Below are 18,755 nucleotides of genomic sequence, written 5' to 3' on the forward strand. Positions count from 1 at the left end.
ACTGCCAACTATGCCTATAACGATACGCGGATTGCATCAGGTGAGACCGCCAACACTTATGACGGTACCCGCCTGGCCAATACACCCCGCCATCAGGCAGGACTCTGGACACGCTATGCTATCGACAGTATTGATTCTTCCGTGGCACTCGGGGTTGACTACGTCAGTGAGCAACGAAGCCTGGACGGTCAGAAAGTGAAACCCTACACTGTGTTTGATGCCAGCTGGACAACGTCGTGGGATGATCTGCTGTTAAGCGTAAACGTGCGGAACCTGTTTGATAAAGTCTACGCAGTCAGCGGATTCAGCGAACGTAATGGCCACTTCCCCGGCGAGCCAAGGGAGATAGTTGTACAGCTCAGCTACGACTTCTGATGACAAACTAATCCTGTAAAGCCCGTTGCCGGTGTATTCTATCCCGTCAACGGGCCTCTGCTCATTCTGAAATTGGCATCGGCAGCTGGATTTTGTATTCTCATTTATCTGCAATTTAAACAGAGACAGTAGCATGCACATTCAGTACGACAACCTGCAAGGCAACGACATTATTGCACTGCTGGAAGAGCACCTTGCAGATATGTTCGCGACATCACCGGCAGAAAGCGTGCATGCTCTGGATTTGAACGCGCTGAAAGCGCCGGACATCCATTTTTTCTCGGCCAGAAAAGACGGCAAATTGATGGGCTGTGTTGCTGTAAAGCAGCACAGCGATGCTGTAGCAGAACTCAAATCCATGCGCACTACCAGAGCGGCCCGGGGAACCGGCGCCGGATATGCCTTGCTCCTTCACGCCATCTCCTTTTGTCGCGAAAAGGGATTTACCACCCTCAGTCTGGAAACGGGCACCCAGCCTTACTTCGAAGCCGCAAGAAAACTCTACTACCGCAATGGTTTTAAAGACTGCGGACCTTTTGCATCTTATCAGCCCGATCCGAACAGTCATTTTATGACACTGGCGCTTTGACACTACCGGACTGCCATTGAATTCGATAAATCAGGTTAAATTGTTCTCAAAATAGAGATGCCTTGCAGTCGCAGGTTTGCCGGAACGTCTGTAATCTAATTGCAATTTCAAACCGGATTTATCAACCATGAATACCATTTCAAAACCTTATAATCTGGTTGCCCGCATGCTGCACTGGGCAATTGCACTATTAATATTCTGGGCAATCGCTCTTGGCCTGGTTGCTGAGGGAATGCCAAACTCTCCGGATAAAATTGAACTGTTTGTGCTGCATAAGTCTGCGGGATTTACAGTCCTTATACTGGCTGTTGTGCGCTTGTTCTGGCGCTTGGCGCATCCTCCCGCCCCGCCTGGGCTTCCTCCCCTGAAGGAAAAGCTGGCGTCAGCCGGTCACTGGGGGCTGTACCTGCTCATGCTGGCGGTTCCGTTGAGTGGCTGGCTGTTAAATTCCACTGCGGGCTATCCTTTTGCCTGGTTTAATTTAATTTCAGTTCCTCATATTCCGGGACTGGATAACGGAAGCCGTGACTTCTTCTCGTCTTTGCATGAGTATTTGTTTTATATTATCGCACTGATGGTAGCAGGTCATATTGCCATGCTGGTTTTGCATAAGCTGCTGGATGGGATCAGCCTGTTACCGCGAATGTTACCCGGCAAGTCGCTTGTCAGTGCAGGTGCGCTGTCTTTAGTACTTGTTGTATTAATAGGCTTTACCTTCTATAAGGCTGAAGAAACATCCCCGGACGCCTCAGATGTGCCGGTTGCATCCCAGCTTCCGACGATCCCTGCAGCACAACAGAAAGTGAATCAGTCTGACAGCACGCGATGGGAAATGGTCGCAACGCCTGATAATTTTAAATTTACCAACAGCTACGCAGGCCAACCTTTTACCGGCGCAATCCGTCAGTTTACGCCGGCAATCTATTTCGACCCTGCAGATCCTGCTAACGGGATCATTGACGTCACAATCAACACCCAAAGCATTACGACTAACAACAAAGATTGGGATGGCACCATTAAAGGTAGTCAATGGTTCGCAACTGAAGCCCACCCTGAGGCGCACTATCTGAGTCGCGATATCAGAAAAGAAAATGGTAAATTTATTGCTGACGGCGAACTCACCTTAAAGGGAATGACAAAACCAATTTCTGTGACGTTCAGCTGGCAGGAAAGTAACGGTGAGGCGAGGTTCATTGGCTCTGCGACCATCGACAGACGGGATTTTGAAATCGGCAGCGGCAGTTGGGCTACAAATGCCAGCGTTGCTTATGAGGTTGAACTGGCCATCGATTTGAAATTGATGAAACAGACGAACTGAGACGCTTCAAATAGCGGAGGTCAGAATGAGTACTCTCTCATTCTGGCCTCCGGCTAAAAGTCTGCGCGGTTATTGATTAAACGCCCTCGCCTTTTCAATCCGCTCCTTCATAACCGGATGTGTTGACAACCAGTTCTCTACGGTTTCACTGGCCTCAGGCAATGATTCACTCAGTTTTTCCATCGCTCTGGCGAAATCTTCCGGATTGCGGCCGGTGACGGAAAGCTGATGTAACGCAAAATCATCGGCTGCACGTTCGTGAGCCTGCGAGAACTTATTATGCAGCACGTTGGAACCGACACCGAAGAAAGCTTCAATGGCACCGGTGAGATCGCCGAAAAAGTAAGAAACCGCCAATGTCGTAAATAACGATTCGGCAATCATCTGCATGGAGTGATTCTGCTCAACGTGACCCACTTCGTGGAGCAAAATGGCATCGAGTATTGCTAAATCCTCCCCGGCAAGGGCGATCATGTCATCAGTATAAACAATGGTGCCATCGGGTAAGGCAAATGCGTTTGGCCCGGTAAAAGAGGATTTACGGAACTGAATATTAAAGTATTCATGATTAACACGGATATCGTTGATCACTTTATGAAAATGAGCCTGTAACGATGATTGTTGCGTAACCGGCAAGCCGCTTGGCTCCAGGATGGTGGCATCCATGGCACTCAGCGTGTGTTGTGAGGCAACAAACTTTGCTTCTTGCGGGATCACATCAGCAAATCGCACCGCTATCCAGGGCATGATAAAAGCAAAGACCAGATACAATAAAACCGGCACCATCACGACACTGGCAATTACCCAGTGTCGTTTTGATTCCAGTTTATTGATGGCGTCTCCGCCTTTTCCATCCAGCCAGGCATCCAGAGGCGCGGAACTGTCGCACACCAGTAATACATTACCGGGCAAGGTGATTTCACGGGGAAGGCGACCCAATTTAGGTTTGCAGGTCACCTCACTACGCAGATACGTTTGCTCACCACTGCCTTCAAAGCTGCCGACAATCAGTGCTTCACCGTTCACATCACAGTCAACCTGGTATGCCGCAGCGCCGGCACGGGGATACAACTGTCCTTTTGCCACAATTTACCCCAGAGCAATATCCACATCGAACAATCCGGCAGCTTCTTCACCCGCCGCACCAACATCACTGGTGTAGCCTTCCATGACCTTATCGACATCAGACAGTATCGCTACCTGCGTACGCTCTGCATAGAAATTAGCGGTGCGGACTTTGGTCCACGGGAAGGCAAAGCCCAGTGTGAAAATGATGGCCAGAATGTTCGTGCCGCGCAGGCTGATAAGCTCACCCACCCCCACGTCTGATGAGAATCTCGCAATACCGTCAAGCTCTGTAACCGCAAAAAGATGATTCCGGATGCGTGCTGAATAAAAGCCTGACGCAATCACATAGGCCAGAAAATACATAGCAAATGTGCCGAAAGTGAATACCAGAGAACCCGATGAAGAAAACTCTTCACCTGATGAAGTGGAAAACATAGCCACTGCCATAAAGATCCCGCCAATCAGGAAAATACCAAACGCGATGGCGCCGGCGGCGATCCCTGTGCCGAAATATTCACCGGTATTTAAACGGGTTTTAAATGACTTATCACCGTAACCGGATGACTCCAGCAAGAACTGGTCTATCTTTTTCAGGGCCAGTGGCAATATGAGATAAAGAGTAAATAAACTGGCTACCGGCCAAAGTACAAAGACAACAAACGCCCTGCCGAAACGACCTTTAAAATTAAATCGGACATTGCGGTAAGACGTCATACGCATTTTGAAACGGTAACTGAGAATCACCAGTACGGGTGTGAGCAAACCGAGGCATATGGCCACGATGACGCCGGCAAGCGGGTTAAAGTAACTGGCAAGGAAATAGCCGCCAAAAAGTACCACGGCGATGGCGCGCCCTTTGAGGATTTGCAGGGGTTCAGCCAGATAAGCAAAACGGTGACCGTCGATGTCGGTATTGCCATAAAAATAACGGTTAGTTCTAACCTTTGCCCAGGCAGAATAAATACCCAGTGTAGCGATGGTAAGGGCCAGATTGACGATCCAGATTGAGAAAAACTCGCCTGTTGTACCATGAAATTTTACAGGCACTGTGCGTAACGGTTGAACAGCCTTCCCGGCATCATCCTGACCTGACAGGTTGATACCTGCAGCCGGTTCCGGAGAAGACATGCTGGCAGATTCCCTGGCGGCAATCAGTTGATCGAGCATCCGGGCTCTGTCAGGCCAGGCTTGTTCGTCTATGGTTGAACGTGCTTCTTTAAGCTCAGACAAGGTATAGCCTGAATAATCGATTTCATTTTCCATATGCACTCTTTTTTATATTTTTGTCCATTTTGTGACGACATATCACGTTTAAGAACATACTGAAAACACTGTCATTCAGCAAGTATGAAACCTCTTACTTTGCCTTTGAGACGAGCCTGCTGAGACTCGCCAGAATCAAAAATAGCAACCCCGTCTGAAAATGCTCTATAAACAAATCGCGACTGTCATAAACAAACCTTTCCCAAACCGCCTGAGCGAAGAAAAGGCCTGCGCCGGTGTAATACGCCACATCTAAAAGTCTGTTCATTACTGGAATTCCGGAAAAAGAAAGGCTACCGGAGTAGCCTCATATTTTAATAGCGATACCAGTGGTTTTGATTGGTATTACCGTATTGCGCGTAAATGGCATCGTTAGCGTTCGCTACTGTGCCAAAAAAAGCGCCCAGGTCGTAAAACAAACCGGCACCGGAAATGCTGTTAATTTCTTCAGTGCTTAACTCTGCCATTCTCATGCTTTGTTCCTCGCATCAGAGTATCCCTGCCAAAAATCATACCCGGCATCTGCAATGGCAATAGCCGTTGCAATGTGTGCCCAGATCCCTCCGGCCACCTGATTAACTTGATTTTCAGTTAACTCTTTCATAGTTGATTCCTTTCTGTGAATGATTCCAATTGAATCGGGAACATCCTAACAAATCGCTATTCGCTGAAAACTGTACTTAATGCCTGAAGTTTCCCGTAAAAAGAAAGGCCAGCTTTAAAAGCTGGCCTGTTTTAACGTTTTACATTCCGGAACGGTTATTCAATTTGTCCGCGTAATTCACCGTCGGGGTTGGCCGGTGTGTGGATATTCACGTAATGACCACCTGAAATCAGGACATCATAGATATCCATATCGATCATCGTATCTGCGGGGGTCATCCACATGCCCATGTCATCCGCAGACTGCTCCAGACCTACCAGAACATCACCGTTTTCACCGGCTGCGCCTGTATGGATATGAGCTGCCGTGGCGTCATCAACACCTTCCGTGTTAACGACTAACTCCAGTGCATAAGTCATTGAGTTCACCAGTGCATAACCATTACCCGTTGCCGTTGTGGTAACGACGGGCACCTGCTGATCGCCGCTCAGTGGGAAGGTAACCACCGTGTAATCAGACGTTATGATCTGACCGCGGATTTCACCGCCCATGTTTGCCGGCGTATGTACATTGACGTAGTGACCGCCCGAGGCAAGTACTTCAAGGATGTCAGCATCGATCATGGTATTTTCCGGTGTCATCCACATTCCCATATCATCAGCCGATTGCTCAAGGGCCACCAGTACATCTCCGTTCATGCCGATACGGCCGGTATGAATATGAGCACCTGTCGCATCATCAACCCCTTCAGTATCGATAACCAGCTCAAGAGCGTAGGTAGACGTGTTTACCAGCGCATAACCGTGACCCATAGCCATGGTATCAACAGCAGGCACTTCCTGCTCACCGTCAAGCATAAAGGTCGCAATCGCATACTCGTTTGTGAGGATCTGACCACGCAGTTCACCTCCGCCGTTAGCAGGTGTATGCACATTTACATAGTGACCACCCGATGCCAGTACGCCAAAGATATCAGCATCAATCATCGTCCCTTCCGGCGCCATCCAGGTACCAGCGTCACCGGCTGATTGCTCCAGTGCAACAAGCACGTCGCCATTCATGCCGACTCTTCCGGTGTGGATATGTGCCATGGTCGCGTCATCAACGCCTTCTGTGACTACCGTCAGTTCCAGTGCATAGTCATCAGTGTTCACCAGCGCATAGCCGCTACCAAATGCTTCGGTAGTTACCGCCGGAACTTCCTGCGCACCGGAGAGCATAAATGTAGCGAGGGCGAAATTATCTGTCAGGATTTGTCCGCGAATTTCACCGCCGGGGAAATCCGGAGAATGAACGTTGACATAGTGGCCGCCGGAGACAAGCACCGCCAGTGTGTCTTCGTCAATCATTGTGCCGTCGGGTGTCATCCACATCGTCATGTCGTCCATGGACTGTTCCAGTGCAACCAGAACATCACCATTCATGCCTGCACGGCCTGTATGAATATGTGCAGCACTGGCATTGTCCAAATCTTCTGTGTAAATCACTAAATCAAGGTCGTAGGTCGCTGTCGATACCAGCGCGTAGCCGTAACCGTCAGCCATGGTCGATACCGCAGGCACCTCCTGAGTACCGTCCAGCATAAACGTCACGATGGCCATGTCATCTGAAACAATCTGACCGCGAACTTCGCCATCCCCGAAACTTTCAGTGTGCACATTGATGTACCAGTCACCGTCTTCCAGATCAGCAATCAAATCGCTTGTGATACTGGTTTCGGCCAGCGTGTAAGTGCCGTCTGATGTCATCTCCAACCCGAATGCCACATCACCATTGCGACCTATATCGCCGTCATGAATGTGAACAGCTGACACACCTTCAACACCGCTTACGTCCACCGTCGCCCGCAGAAGCATAAGCTCTTCATCAACTTCGACGGTGGCCATCGCCATTTGCGTCGACATGTTCATAGGGACTTGCTGCATACCATTAAGCTCAACATCGTAGGTGGCAGATGCTGAGAAGGTGGGTTCTTCCGGTTCGACAACAACAACCTCATCATCATCGTCATCACTGGAGCATGCACTTAATGCAACTGCCGCTCCGATTACTGCTAACTTATAAAATTTCATGTTTCTCTCCGCCGGTGAAAAAATAATTAACACTGTTTTAACGGAGTGTGCACAACTTGGTTCATTTATTCTGCTAAATAAAGTCAATTATCGGATTAATATTTATTAATAGTTTCATAACTCACTGAAATTGCTCCAGTAGTTAGGCGCGGGTCGAATTACTCGTGAAATCCGGGGGGATCACCTCATAGCAAAACTCGATATTTAAGCTATGGGAAATGTTTGCGTGTGATCAGCTGAATCCTGCGTGTGTATTGACGTACAGGGAATAAATAGGTTTAGATAGCCAAAACTGAACAACCGGAAGACTCCTAATGAACATAAAAATAGCACTCACAGCACTCTTGCTGATTTTGCCGGCAACTTTACCCGCGACGGCAGAAACTGTTGATCCGGAAGCGGCAAAAATGGATGTGTATAAAAGCCCGACTTGCGGCTGTTGTAAAAAGTGGATTTCTCACATAGAAAAAGCGGGTTTTGCAGTCAATCCTGTGGACCATTCAGATTTATATACACTGAAAATGAATGCAGGCATCCAGCCTGAATACCAGTCGTGTCACACCGGCATTATTGACGGATACGTGTTTGAAGGTCATGTACCTGCCAAATTTATCGAACAGTTTCTGGAACAGCCGGTAGAGAATGCCATCGGGCTCTCGGTTCCTGCCATGCCCGTTGGTACGCCGGGTATGGAAATGGGCGACCGCTTTATGCCTTACGATGTTTTAGTGTTGATGAAAGACGGCTCAGACCGGGTGTATGCCAGCATCAAAGGTTACAACGAACAGTTCTGATCAAAATCTAAAATTTTGTCGTCTGGATTAAAAAATATGTTGTAACTGTGTCTGAACTTAAAAAACGTCGCCGGCGTAATCACATCAACCAAACCGGCCCGTTTTTTAAGGATGATGCATGACAAGGTCACTCTCTTTAGTTGCGTTAAGTTTATCTCTGGCTGCCTGTGGCGGCGGAGGCTCAGACAGTTCAGATAATACCCCTTCCACACCCGCTCCCGCTTCTTATACTGTTGAGGTTACAACCTCTGCAGGTGGCAGTGCGTCGGTAACCAGCCGCACGGTGACTGAAGAAAATACTCTGGCGATTACATTCACAGCTGATAGTGGTTACACGTTAACCGGCGTTGAAGGTTGCGATGGAACACTGGAAGGTAATACATATACGACAGGCGCGATTACTGCGGGCTGCACCGTAAATGGTGAGTTTGCCGCTGTTGATACCACCGTCAATATTACCAGTGCAACCATGACCGGCGGCATGATATATCCTGCCAGCTTAACTGCAGAGCAAGGCGATACAGTACAATTTACACTCGTTCCGGATGTCACCAATATGGTTGAAACGGTGTCAGGGTGTGACGGTGAACTAAAAGGTAATATTTACGCTTTCACCGCCTCAGCAAGTTGTGAAATTTCAGCCAGTTTTACTGCACAGTCAGATACCACAACCCGCAATAACACCGGCGCTCAGAAAACACTGGTATTGCCGGTAGCCTTTGCCGGCCGAGATGCGATAGATAATCTCTCTGTTGACGACCTGACCACGATGTTTATAAGTAGTGATGCTTCCGTAAACCAGTATGTGGTGGACGCTTCTGAAGGTAGTGCCTGGCTTGAGCCTCATATCCTGCCCTACTACACGTTAACCAGTACCAACACGACATCAAACGGCAGCACCTCAGGCTTCACTTACACAGACGCAGAGGTATTAATTGGTGACGCTCAGCGTCAGGAGATTTACAGTTACATTGCTGCCAATGTGGAAGACTACACCAGCTATGACCGTCTTATCACAGTCATCAATGACAATCCGAACCAGCCTTACGTATGCTATGCGTCTTTAAATCACAGTGCAGAAATTGAAAGCTGGGATCACTATGTGGCTCACACGGCCAGTGCATGTGCCTCAAAGGCGACCTTTGTTCATCAACTCGGTCACACCTTCGGTATGCGCCATACAACAGCCAGCCAGTGCGAAAATCTGCCGGCAGAGACTTTTGCTTACCGCAGTACTGAAGATTGTGAAACTGACGGTGAAGCCAGTCCCTTCCCCATGGGAGAATTGTCTGATCATGATGCTACGTATACTGCGACCATGCGTAACCTGGCAGGATGGATTGATGACAGCCGTCAGGCTATTGTCACAACGCCGGCCAATGTGACATTGTCTCAGTCATCTTCCCCTGATGGTGGTGTTCAGTTAGTCCGCATACCCTATGCACTTGATGCCAATGGTGATGCGGTGTACGTGAATTTCGAGCTGAAAACCAGCACCGGACTGGATGCCAGCCTTTTCACTGCTAAAGGTGTTGAAGATAACTGGCAATTATTAGTATCTATTCCGCAAACCCGCACAACCTCCGCGGTGAGTAGTCCGTTAGATGCCTTATATTTGATGCCTGACGATGACGATGAAATTGGTATCAACGAGGATTATTTAGATACATTCCGTGGCATGTCTGTGCGTATAGCCGGTACACAGGGCAGTGGTGAAACATTGACTGTCGATCTGGACATTACACCACCTGTGATGTTACCTCAGCCTGCGCTGTCTGTCCTTACAGGCGACAGCACAGCAGAAACAACCACAGTGACGCTTAAAAATACTTCGGCATCCGCAATTTCCGGCATTACTGATAGTTTGGCAGGGTTAAACCCGTCTCACTTTACGGTGCAGTCTTCTACCTGCGCAGGCTCGTCACTGGCTGCGAATGCAAGCTGTCAGGTAGTCGTGGCGCGTACTTCTACCAGTCCGGCATTTGCCACTTTGAGGTTTGCCGGTAACGCTGATCAGGTACAACAAGCTGAAATTGAAGCCATTGCCATTAATGACCCCTATGACAGCGCTGCTGCACTAGAGTGGATGACACTGAGCGACTATCCCCGTATGTCATTGTTTGAAGCGGTGGCATTTTGCGAAGCAGGTGAAGACAACGGCAACACAGACTGGCGCGTACCTTCCGTGGAAGAGTTAAATGCAGCCTTCACCGGTTCTGCAACACCGCCAGTTGATTTGACTTCTGCAACTTATGATCGTTATTTCTGGTCAAAATCAGTAGAAGCCGACTTATCTATGTCGACGCTGGCGGTCATCAACGACAGTTACAGTATGGCGAATTCTCCTCGCAGCGCCGTCAGGCACGTGGTGTGCACCCGCACACAGTAATGGAACTTTCATCTTTAGCAGAGGCCGGCGAATATGCCGGCCTTTTTTTGTGCTCTCAAAGATTGAAAGATGACTGCCTCAACTGGTTTGTCCAGTTGACCTTATCCAAAAGTAGTGGCATGCTTCAATAACAAATCATTAACGTTACGAGCTATGACAGCAAGCCAATCCCCTCTTTCTCAGGTATCCCTTTTTATTCCCGACGGTCATCATCAATTGCATCTGCGTCACATTCATGCCACGCAGGACGGCGAGCCGGTACTGATGATCCACGGAGCCATTGAAAATGGGAAAATCTTCTATACCGAATCGGGAAAAGGACTGGGTTGTTTTTTAGCTGAACAGGGGTTTGATGTGTATGTTGCCGACATGCGTGGCCGCGGAAAAAGTACGCCTCCTATTGCTGAAGATCCAAACCATGATCAAAACGACCAGATAACCCGCGACATCCCTATGATGATTAACTTCATCGCACAACGTACCGGCAAAAAAGTACATGTGATTTGTCATTCCTGGGGCGGCGTGCTTACCGCATCTGTACTGGCCCGCTATCCTGAAATCACAGAAAAGGTACGCAGCCAGGTGTGCTTTGGCACAAAGCGTACAGTGAGCGCTAAGAACTTTGAGCGGTTGTTTAAGGTTGAGCTCGTATGGAAGCGGTTTTCTCCCTTTATCGCAAAGCGCAAAGGCTATTTGCCCGGCAGGCAGTATAAAATAGGCTCGGATGACGAAACTTCCGGCTCATTGACGCAAAGCGTTCACTGGGTAAAACACACGCCCTGGACTGACTTAAAAGACGGTTTTGATTACGCGGCTGCCGCCACCAAAACGAACTGGCCACCTACCTGGCACATTGCTGCCATCAATGATTATGCACTCGGCCATCCGGTTGATATTCAGCGTTTCATTGCCGAAACCGGCGACACCAATGTGCTCTTCACCGTACTGGCGAAACAAAACGGTAACGCCATGGATTACGACCATATCAACATGCTTACCCATCCCGCTGCCAGAGAAGATCATTTCCCTGATGTGGTGGCGTGGCTGAAAAATCACTGAGCCGGTGCAGGCATTTAAAAAGGCGGGCGTGGTGCCCGCCAGTCTTTGCAATATAAATCCGATGGCAAGTTACTGGTTTACATCCACGACCACTCTGCCCCGCACGTTTCCTTTCAATAATTCTCCGGCAGTGCTGACCACATCAGAGAGTCCAATTTCTTCTGAAATTTCTGACAGCATATCATGGTTGATTAATACAGCCAGCCGCTCCCAGGCTTCAATCCGGTCTTCAAGGGGACGCATCACACTGTCGATGCCGGCAAGCGTAACACCGCGCAGAATAAAGGGGGCAACTGTCGCAGGAAAATCCATGCCCTGAGCCAGACCACAGGCTGCTACCACACCGCCATACTTCATTCCCGCACACACATTGGCAAGGGTATGACTGCCCACTGAATCAACCGCCCCAGCCCAGCGCTCTTTGCCTAACGGTTTGCCGGGTTCAGACAATGACTGACGGTCGATAATGTCACTGGCACCGAGTTTTTTAAGATAATCAGCCTCATTGGCCCGGCCCGTAGAGGCCACAACGGTGTAGCCCAGTTTTGCCAGTAATGCGATGGCAAAACTGCCGACTCCGCCATTGGCGCCGGTCACCAGTATGTCTCCTTTATCCGGTGTGACACCGTGTTTTTCCAGCGCCAGTACACATAGCATCGCCGTGTATCCGGCGGTGCCAATTGCCATCGCCTGTGCGGGGGAAAAGGCTTCCGGCAAAGGAATTAACCAGTCACTTTTCAAAACAGCTTTCTGTGCCAGACCACCACAGTGGGTCTCTCCCACGCCGAAACCATTGAGCAATACCTTGTCACCCGGTTTAAACCTTTCGGCGCTGCTGCTTTCCACCACGCCGGCCAGATCAATGCCAGGGACCATGGGGAAATGCCGGACTACCGGTGCTTTGCCGGTAATCGCCAGCGCATCTTTATAGTTCAGTGTGCTGTGTGAAACCGCCACCGACACATCACCTTCCGGTAATGTGCTCTCGTCGATGGTTTGTAATGACGCTTTGTACTGGTCGTCTTTTTCGATCAGAATACCTTTAAACATAGCTCCTCCGGTTGACTCGAATTAATATAGACCGATCGTCTATTAACACGTAAAAAATTTTTTCCTTACCGCAAACCATTCATAAAACACGTCAGATAGTTATCTAACGGGCGTGCAGATCGCTCCAGTTTCGCCCGGCTAACCGCCCCTTCCCAACCAGTCCAGAAATATTCGGCGGTGGCGGCACAGTTAGTTGTCGCCGGAATGTCACCGGATGCTTTAGCTTCTTCAAGACATACCGCCAGTTGATCCTGCCAGCTCTGAAAAATGTCAATCAGCCGGCTGCGGAAGCTTTCCGGTAGTCCGTCGACTTCCTGCCCCAGATTACCCACCAGACAACCCCGTTTGAAATCATGTTTTGCCATCCCCTCTTTGGCAGAATCAACAAAGGCAGCGATGCGCTCCAGAGCAGGCAAATTTGCATTAGTGAGGGCATTTTTCAGCTTACCGGCAAAATACTCCGCGTAGCTGTTTAGTACAGCATGACCGAAGGCCTCTTTGCTGGCGAAGTAGAAGTAAAACGAGCCTTTGGGCACGCCTGCTTTTTTTAAGATCGTATCGATGCCGGAAGCAGCAAAGCCGTTTTCCGTTAAATGCACGAGCCCGCTGCGGATGAGTTCCGCTCTGGTGTCTCTTGAACTGCCAGCCGCTTTCGGTGGTCGTCCGCGACGGGGTTTGGTAGTTGTATTTGTCATCACAAACATAATAGACCGATCGTCTATTAAATTACAACCTTTGCTTCACCGGTTGTTCAGTTACACTAACCACCGTTTTTACTTGTCGTATTTCAGTCAGGAATTTGTATCGTGTTTTACCTTAGTGCTGTAACAGTTCTCTGGGCGTTATCATTCAGTCTTATCGGGGTGTATCTTTCCGGTCATGTAGACAGCTACTTCGCCGTACTCACCCGCATCGTGCTGGCGGGGGCATTGTTTTTGCCATTTTTGCGCTTAGCCGGTTTACCACGTAAATTCATCGCCGGTCTTATCGTGACAGGCGCATTCCAGTTTGGTATTACCTACGTATGCCTTTACCGTTCCTTCGAATACCTGACCGTACCCGAAGTTCTGCTGTTCACAATCTTCACGCCACTGTATGTGTCTTTATTTAACGATATAATCGAACGGAGATTTTCCTTGCCCGGCCTGGTATGTACAGGTATTGCGGTAGCCGGAGCGGCGGTCATCCGTTATGACGAAATCAGCAATGACTACATTACCGGCTTTTTAATTCTGCAACTGGCGAACCTGACTTTTGCCACAGGTCAGGTGGGATACGCGCAGTTAATCCGTCATTTTAAGCCTGCTTCCCCGCCCTGGCGCAGCTTCGCCTTATTCTTCGCCGGTGCCCTGGTGGTGGTATTGCCTGCGTATTTACTGTTCGGGGATGCAGGTAAACTCCCTTCAACAACGGTTCAGTGGGGTGTCCTTGGCTGGCTGGGACTGGTGGCATCAGGACTCGGCTTTTATTTCTGGAACCTGGGAGCTGTAAAAGTAGACGGCGGTACGTTAGGCATCATGAACAATGCTCTGATCCCGGTAGGTTTAATCATTAATGTGCTTATCTGGAACCGGGATGCCGATCTTATCCGTCTGACTGCCGGAGGGGGAATCATTGTCGCTTCTCTGTATATTAATCACCGCTGGAGCGCATTCTGGCAAAGAGATTACAACAACAAGCAATTTAAAAATTCGGAGAAATAATATGAAGAAAACCATCAGGAAGCTCGACAATAATGTGGTGAAAGCGCTGACAATGGCGTGTGAAACTATAAAAGAATGGGATACCGGATTTGAATGGCTGACTCACACCGCAAAATATGACAATTTTCCGGGCAGCCTGATGGTGACCTGCGTGTTCAGTTTAGACGCAGAAATAGAGCTTGTTACAGCACAGGACTATGACAAGAAACTCAGACAGCTTATTCAGTCCCAACTTTTAAAAGCCGGTATTAAAGTGAAGGATATTCGCAGGCACGTTCGCCTCGATAGTGAAGAAAGCTGCCTGCGGGAAGACGGCGGCGACTGGCCAGCACGCCTTGCCCGCTGGAGCTGTTAAAACTATTTACCCTCAAGCAGGTGAATTAGTTTTGTGCATCTTCAGAGGCTTCTTCCAGTTCTTCTCCCGCTGACTGAATATCCTGTCCCAATCCTTCTACGGTGGCACAGCCTGTCAGTAAGCTTCCCGGGAAGCCCGCCAGAATGGCAAAATATCTGGCCCGAATTTCTTTCGATAAATGTAGTGATTTCATGTTTCTCTCCGGATTAATCTTCTGCGGCCGCGTCGCTGGTATCAGCCCTGGCAGCACTCTCATTGGTTGGCTGGCTTACGCCACTCTCCTGCCCCTGACTTTTCTCAGAAAAGCCCGAGGAGCGCATCATCGTATCGAGCTTCTCACCACCTTTGGCACCGAAGTCCAGTGTACGAATAGGGAACGGGATCAGAATGTCAGCCTCATTCAGTGCACGCTGCACGGTGACAATCGCATCGTGTCTGACCTCCATGTAATCAGGTTCACCCGGATAGCGGATCCAGAACCACACCAGTAAGTTCACGCTGCTGTCACCGAATGACTCTGCATAAACGTTGGTTTCATCTTTATTGATGACGTAGTCTTTTTCGTTGATCGCATCCACAATCACTTCGCGGGCCTTTTGCGGATCATCTGCATAGGAAATGCCTACAGGTACTTCAATCCGGCGGTGTCCCATCACGGAGTAATTGGTGAGAATATTCCTGAAAAGAATTTTGTTGGGGATGATTACCCGCTGCCCGTAGAAAGTGGTAACCAGCGTATTCCTGAGATTAATTTCTTCCACATTACCGAACACGCCGTCTGCCTGAATGACATCGCCAATTTGAAAAGGCTTGCGGATCCCCATGGCGATACCGGCGATAAAGTTCTCAGTAATATCCTGAAAAGCAAAACCAATAGCCAGACCAACGATACCTGCACCGGCGAGCAAGGAAGTAACGGTGCCCTGCAGTCCGACAAAGTCCAGCGCGATAAATATTCCTGCGCAAGCAATAAATGCCTTGGCGATGGATGTAAGTAAATCGGCAATCTGGCGGGACTCAAACGCCCTTCGCAATACATTATTGAGAACCTTACCGGCAACCTTAGCCAGCAAACCGAATGCAAAGGCAATAAAAAAAGCGACTACGATATTGGGGAGTAGCTTAATGCCCCCTTCCAGCCACACCTGCAGCTTTTCGTTAATTAATTCGTAGGCTTTATCGATTTGCGGAAATTCCATGTTTCTCCCGGGGTCTTGTTGATGCCATTTTACTTCAGTGCTTTTACGGGCATAAAACTTACAAATATCGTTCCGTGTAGAGACGCAAAGGACAAATAACAAAAAACATTAAGCTAATCATAAAGATAGAAGCCTTCCCGACAGAATTTGGTACAAGATACTTCGATGATGAACAGAGAATGGGAAAGAAATAGATACCCGGGTGTGAAAATGTCACACAGTAGTTTCAGGCACATAACTCAGTACAGGTGTTATCCACTGCAAATTGATAAATGGTTTGGGCATTGACGCCGGAGAATAGAAAATTGGTATGAAAAAAAACGAACCTCGCGGTTCGTTTTGATAAAGAAAAAACAGGCGCTTTTTACAGCATTCTGACTTCCCGTTGCGGGAACGGGATCTCAACTTCAGCATGTTTCAGCGCATCATAGATGGCTTTATTCAGTGCATATTTGATTTCAAAGTGACGGGTAGTAAGTGCCCAGACACGGACACCAAAATTTATGCTGCTGTCACCGAAGTTGTCAACGCCGATTGCCGGCGCTTTCTCATCGCTGATCCCTTCCACAGTTTTCACTGCCTGCTGCAGCACATCAATAACAGCATCCACATCACTGGAATAGGCAACACCGACTTCCAGTTCAATAAGCATCTGTTCGGCTGAGTTATGCAGAATTTCACCTACAATCAGTTTGTTAGGGATCTGAATGTGTACGTTATCTTCGTCAATCAGAATGGTGTAAGGCAGCATCACTTTATCGACCACACCGGAGACGCCTCTGACCTGAATAGTATCACCGAGAACAAAGGGCCGGGTGATGATGATGGTAAAGCCCGCAGCATAGTTTGCCAGCATGCCCTGAATCGCCAGGCCTGCACCAAGGCCAATGGCACCGACAGCAGCAATTAACGGTGTTACGCTGATTCCGATATTGCCCAGAGCAATGATAATCACCAGCGCCAGCACGAGAATCTTACAGGCCCCGCCGGTGAACCGGCTGAGGGTAATATCGATATTGCGGCCGGTCATCAGGTTCTCGACCATATCGCCTATCTTCGCCGCCATCCACCAGCCGACGAACAAAATAACCAGTGCGCCGAGGATCTGAAAACTGTATGTCACCGCGAACTCAATGAGGGTATCGTATATGGCCTGCGCCTGCTGTAATTCTTCTTCCATAACCGCTTATTATCTAAGTTTTTTATTGTCTTAAAGAATAAACAACAACGAAAAGTTTCACAACTTACAGCCCGTGCTTTTTAAAACGGTTGTGTATTAATTGAGGCGGGCCTTCACTTTAAACCTGATGATAAATTCAACGCCTTCATTCTCTGTGCTGTTACACGCAATTGAACCGCCCAGGGCGTTAGTCACAATATTGTAAGTAATATTCAGCCCCAGACCTGTGCCGCCATGCCCCCGGTTAGTGGTGAAAAACGGGTCGAAAATCCGGCTCAGATTTTCCTTACTGATCCCCTTGCCGTTATCCCGGTATTGCAGCAGATACATATCATCTTCCTGTTCACTGATTGCAATGGAGATATTACCTGACTCACGATCCTTAAAGCCGTGATTGACAGAGTTTACAATCAGATTGGTGATGACCTGTGAAAGCAGGCCGGGGTTAGTAATCACGTTCATGTCGTCGCGGCATTCGGTCGTCACAACCACGTTCGCCTTACGTAACACAGACCCCAGGCTGAACAGGATTTCATCCACGTACTGACTGAGGTTGACTTCGCGATCTTCTTCACTGGTTTGATCAACAGCCACCTGCTTAAAGCTGCGCACCAGCTGGGCCGTTCTGTCGATATTCTTCTTTATCATGCCGGCCAGTTCACTGGCGCTGTTGAGATAATCTTCAAAATCGTTTTCTGTCAGGTTTCCCTGTTCGTAACGGGCATGGATATCGCGGCACTCTTCCATCAGTTGGGTAATACCGGTAAGACCTATACCCACCGGCGTATTAATCTCATGAGCAACGCCGGCAACCAGCGACCCGAGGCTGGCCATTTTTTCTGACTCCACCAGCTTGCTTTGTGCCTGTTTCAGGCTTTCAATGGTTTCCGACAAACTGCGGTTTGTTGCATTCAGCGCTTCATTTCTGCTGATGATTTTTTCCTGCAGGGCTTTCTTTTCGGAAATATCGCGGGTGATAGCATAAATAGCCGGCCCGCCATTCAATTTAATTTCAATGACGATGATCTCAGTCCAGAAAAGTGAACCGTCCTCCCGCTGGTGCAGCCACTCCAGCGTTTTGTTGCCGTATCCGGCAACTTGTCTGGCATTGTCGGCTACCACATCCACAGAGCGGCGACCATCGCCTTGATACTCCGGTGAGAGGTCCATAGGCGTAAGGCCAAGTATCTTCTCTTTTGAGGTATAACCGAACATATCCAGCAGAGCTTTATTGCAATCAATAAACTTGTCATTAACCAACAGGCTCAGACCATCTTTGGAATCATTAAACAGCGTTTCAAAGGTATTTTTCTGCTCTGCCAGTTCCAGCTCCAGGGCTTTCTTTTCAGAAATATCCCGCCAGTTGGCATAAATCACATCCTCGCCGTTCATGACCATTTTGGTCAGAATGATTTCCACCCGCAGGGTATCGCCGCCCGCACGCTTTACAATCCATTCAAAGCGCACACTCCCCTCTTGCTGGCATTTGGCCACCAGTGTCTGCCCCTTCTTTACCGAAGACATGCCGTCGTATTGCGTTTCAGGGGAAAAATCTAAAGGGGTTTTACCGATAAAATCATCTCTCTGCTCAACACCTGCCAGTGCCAGCATGGAATCATTGCAATCTACAAAGACTTCATTCTTAAAAATTGCCAGACCATCTTTTGAATTTCTGAAAACGGTTTCGAATCCGTTCTCACGATCGTTAACGTCATTCATCACGGCAATACCTGCAAA

Annotated in this window: 20 protein-coding genes; 8 read left to right on the forward strand and 12 right to left on the reverse strand. The window is 48.7% G+C overall.

Annotation, left to right across the window (positions count from 1 at the left end; translation table 11 throughout):
- The 3 genes from ACXAH4_RS13755 to ACXAH4_RS13765 all read left to right on the forward strand — a co-directional run.
- On the forward strand, positions 1–375 hold a 375-nt coding region (locus tag ACXAH4_RS13755; protein WP_474882283.1), incomplete at its 5' end, for a TonB-dependent receptor domain-containing protein.
- Between the two features lie 133 nt (positions 376–508).
- Complete coding sequence (locus ACXAH4_RS13760; protein WP_474847779.1) at positions 509–964, forward strand: GNAT family N-acetyltransferase; 456 nt, start codon at positions 509–511, stop codon at positions 962–964.
- A gap of 127 nt (positions 965–1,091) precedes the next feature.
- Positions 1,092–2,282 (forward strand): cytochrome b/b6 domain-containing protein, encoded by a 1,191-nt coding sequence (locus tag ACXAH4_RS13765; RefSeq protein ID WP_474847777.1) that lies wholly within the window; start codon positions 1,092–1,094, stop codon positions 2,280–2,282.
- A gap of 69 nt (positions 2,283–2,351) precedes the next feature.
- Here the strand turns inward: ACXAH4_RS13765 and ACXAH4_RS13770 are convergent, their stop codons facing one another.
- From ACXAH4_RS13770 to ACXAH4_RS13795, 6 genes are all read right to left on the reverse strand, one after another.
- Positions 2,352–3,368 carry a M48 family metallopeptidase gene (locus tag ACXAH4_RS13770; RefSeq protein WP_474882285.1) on the reverse strand — a complete coding sequence of 339 codons (1,017 nt, stop codon included), beginning with the start codon at positions 3,366–3,368 and terminating at the stop codon, positions 2,352–2,354.
- A gap of 3 nt (positions 3,369–3,371) precedes the next feature.
- Positions 3,372–4,613, reverse strand: coding sequence for a YjgN family protein (locus ACXAH4_RS13775; RefSeq protein WP_474882286.1), 1,242 nt, complete (start codon positions 4,611–4,613; stop codon positions 3,372–3,374).
- 94 nt (positions 4,614–4,707) lie between these two features.
- Complete coding sequence (locus ACXAH4_RS13780; RefSeq protein ID WP_474847771.1) at positions 4,708–4,881, reverse strand: hypothetical protein; 174 nt, start codon at positions 4,879–4,881, stop codon at positions 4,708–4,710.
- Positions 4,882–4,927: 46 nt separating this feature from the next.
- Positions 4,928–5,086: a hypothetical protein gene (locus tag ACXAH4_RS13785; RefSeq protein ID WP_474842779.1), complete on the reverse strand. Its 159-nt coding sequence runs from the start codon at positions 5,084–5,086 to the stop codon at positions 4,928–4,930.
- Positions 5,083–5,217: a class IIb bacteriocin, lactobin A/cerein 7B family gene (locus ACXAH4_RS13790; protein ID WP_474842781.1), complete on the reverse strand. Its 135-nt coding sequence runs from the start codon at positions 5,215–5,217 to the stop codon at positions 5,083–5,085. The genes ACXAH4_RS13785 and ACXAH4_RS13790 overlap by 4 nt, the downstream gene beginning before the upstream one ends.
- Before the next feature lie 155 nt (positions 5,218–5,372).
- On the reverse strand, positions 5,373–7,289 hold the full coding sequence (locus ACXAH4_RS13795; protein WP_474882288.1) for a CHRD domain-containing protein: 1,917 nt from the start codon (positions 7,287–7,289) through the stop codon (positions 5,373–5,375).
- Between the two features lie 314 nt (positions 7,290–7,603).
- On the opposite strand from ACXAH4_RS13795, the gene ACXAH4_RS13800 reads away from it, so the two are divergent.
- The 3 genes from ACXAH4_RS13800 to ACXAH4_RS13810 all read left to right on the forward strand — a co-directional run bounded on the left by ACXAH4_RS13800 (position 7,604) and on the right by ACXAH4_RS13810 (position 11,531).
- The gene (locus tag ACXAH4_RS13800) at positions 7,604–8,083 is read left to right on the forward strand and encodes a DUF411 domain-containing protein (protein WP_349588277.1); all 480 of its coding nucleotides are present in this window, start codon (positions 7,604–7,606) and stop codon (positions 8,081–8,083) included.
- Between the two features lie 118 nt (positions 8,084–8,201).
- Positions 8,202–10,472, forward strand: coding sequence for an Lcl C-terminal domain-containing protein (locus ACXAH4_RS13805; protein ID WP_474882289.1), 2,271 nt, complete (start codon positions 8,202–8,204; stop codon positions 10,470–10,472).
- Positions 10,473–10,625: 153 nt separating this feature from the next.
- Positions 10,626–11,531 (forward strand): alpha/beta fold hydrolase, encoded by a 906-nt coding sequence (locus ACXAH4_RS13810; protein ID WP_474882290.1) that lies wholly within the window; start codon positions 10,626–10,628, stop codon positions 11,529–11,531.
- A 69-nt stretch (positions 11,532–11,600) separates the two neighbouring features.
- On the opposite strand, the gene acuI is transcribed toward ACXAH4_RS13810, so the two are convergent.
- On the reverse strand, positions 11,601–12,581 hold the full coding sequence (gene acuI, locus ACXAH4_RS13815; RefSeq protein WP_474842791.1) for an acrylyl-CoA reductase (NADPH): 981 nt from the start codon (positions 12,579–12,581) through the stop codon (positions 11,601–11,603).
- 65 nt (positions 12,582–12,646) lie between these two features.
- On the reverse strand, positions 12,647–13,276 hold the full coding sequence (gene acuR, locus ACXAH4_RS13820) for an acrylate utilization transcriptional regulator AcuR (protein WP_474842793.1): 630 nt from the start codon (positions 13,274–13,276) through the stop codon (positions 12,647–12,649).
- Between the two features lie 111 nt (positions 13,277–13,387).
- Between acuR and ACXAH4_RS13825 the strand changes: the two genes are divergently transcribed.
- Complete coding sequence (locus tag ACXAH4_RS13825) at positions 13,388–14,284, forward strand: DMT family transporter (RefSeq protein WP_474882292.1); 897 nt, start codon at positions 13,388–13,390, stop codon at positions 14,282–14,284.
- A gap of 1 nt (position 14,285) precedes the next feature.
- Positions 14,286–14,639 carry a Fis family transcriptional regulator gene (locus ACXAH4_RS13830; protein ID WP_474882294.1) on the forward strand — a complete coding sequence of 118 codons (354 nt, stop codon included), beginning with the start codon at positions 14,286–14,288 and terminating at the stop codon, positions 14,637–14,639.
- Between the two features lie 25 nt (positions 14,640–14,664).
- On the opposite strand, the gene ACXAH4_RS13835 is transcribed toward ACXAH4_RS13830, so the two are convergent.
- From ACXAH4_RS13835 to ACXAH4_RS13850, 4 genes are all read right to left on the reverse strand, one after another.
- Positions 14,665–14,832: an entericidin A/B family lipoprotein gene (locus ACXAH4_RS13835; protein ID WP_474882295.1), complete on the reverse strand. Its 168-nt coding sequence runs from the start codon at positions 14,830–14,832 to the stop codon at positions 14,665–14,667.
- A gap of 13 nt (positions 14,833–14,845) precedes the next feature.
- Entirely contained in the window at positions 14,846–15,838 is a 993-nt protein-coding gene (locus tag ACXAH4_RS13840) for a mechanosensitive ion channel family protein (RefSeq protein WP_474842799.1), read from the reverse strand.
- A 364-nt stretch (positions 15,839–16,202) separates the two neighbouring features.
- Positions 16,203–17,018 carry a mechanosensitive ion channel family protein gene (locus tag ACXAH4_RS13845; RefSeq protein ID WP_474842801.1) on the reverse strand — a complete coding sequence of 272 codons (816 nt, stop codon included), beginning with the start codon at positions 17,016–17,018 and terminating at the stop codon, positions 16,203–16,205.
- Between the two features lie 96 nt (positions 17,019–17,114).
- A complete protein-coding gene (locus ACXAH4_RS13850) occupies positions 17,115–18,737 on the reverse strand; it encodes a PAS domain-containing sensor histidine kinase (RefSeq protein ID WP_474882438.1) in 1,623 nt (540 codons plus the stop codon).
- Between the last annotated feature and the right edge of the window lie 18 nt (positions 18,738–18,755).

Source organism: Alteromonas sp. ABV2_168, assembly GCF_056161165.1.

Bases quoted from the DNA above. Each gene is read 5' to 3' on its own strand.
- ACXAH4_RS13805 (WP_474882289.1), top strand. From the start codon at position 8,202: ATGACAAGGTCACTCTCTTTAGTTGCGTTAAGTTTATCTCTGGCTGCC.
- ACXAH4_RS13795 (WP_474882288.1), bottom strand. From the start codon at position 7,289: ATGAAATTTTATAAGTTAGCAGTAATCGGAGCGGCAGTTGCATTAAGT.
- ACXAH4_RS13760 (WP_474847779.1), top strand. From the start codon at position 509: ATGCACATTCAGTACGACAACCTGCAAGGCAACGACATTATTGCACTG.
- ACXAH4_RS13845 (WP_474842801.1), bottom strand. From the start codon at position 17,018: ATGGAAGAAGAATTACAGCAGGCGCAGGCCATATACGATACCCTCATT.
- acuI (WP_474842791.1), bottom strand. From the start codon at position 12,581: ATGTTTAAAGGTATTCTGATCGAAAAAGACGACCAGTACAAAGCGTCA.
- ACXAH4_RS13775 (WP_474882286.1), bottom strand. From the start codon at position 4,613: ATGGAAAATGAAATCGATTATTCAGGCTATACCTTGTCTGAGCTTAAA.
- acuR (WP_474842793.1), bottom strand. From the start codon at position 13,276: ATGACAAATACAACTACCAAACCCCGTCGCGGACGACCACCGAAAGCG.
- ACXAH4_RS13785 (WP_474842779.1), bottom strand. From the start codon at position 5,086: ATGAGAATGGCAGAGTTAAGCACTGAAGAAATTAACAGCATTTCCGGT.
- ACXAH4_RS13800 (WP_349588277.1), top strand. From the start codon at position 7,604: ATGAACATAAAAATAGCACTCACAGCACTCTTGCTGATTTTGCCGGCA.
- ACXAH4_RS13830 (WP_474882294.1), top strand. From the start codon at position 14,286: ATGAAGAAAACCATCAGGAAGCTCGACAATAATGTGGTGAAAGCGCTG.
- ACXAH4_RS13840 (WP_474842799.1), bottom strand. From the start codon at position 15,838: ATGGAATTTCCGCAAATCGATAAAGCCTACGAATTAATTAACGAAAAG.
- ACXAH4_RS13790 (WP_474842781.1), bottom strand. From the start codon at position 5,217: ATGAAAGAGTTAACTGAAAATCAAGTTAATCAGGTGGCCGGAGGGATC.
- ACXAH4_RS13780 (WP_474847771.1), bottom strand. From the start codon at position 4,881: ATGAACAGACTTTTAGATGTGGCGTATTACACCGGCGCAGGCCTTTTC.
- ACXAH4_RS13850 (WP_474882438.1), bottom strand. From the start codon at position 18,737: ATGAATGACGTTAACGATCGTGAGAACGGATTCGAAACCGTTTTCAGA.
- ACXAH4_RS13765 (WP_474847777.1), top strand. From the start codon at position 1,092: ATGAATACCATTTCAAAACCTTATAATCTGGTTGCCCGCATGCTGCAC.
- ACXAH4_RS13810 (WP_474882290.1), top strand. From the start codon at position 10,626: ATGACAGCAAGCCAATCCCCTCTTTCTCAGGTATCCCTTTTTATTCCC.
- ACXAH4_RS13835 (WP_474882295.1), bottom strand. From the start codon at position 14,832: ATGAAATCACTACATTTATCGAAAGAAATTCGGGCCAGATATTTTGCC.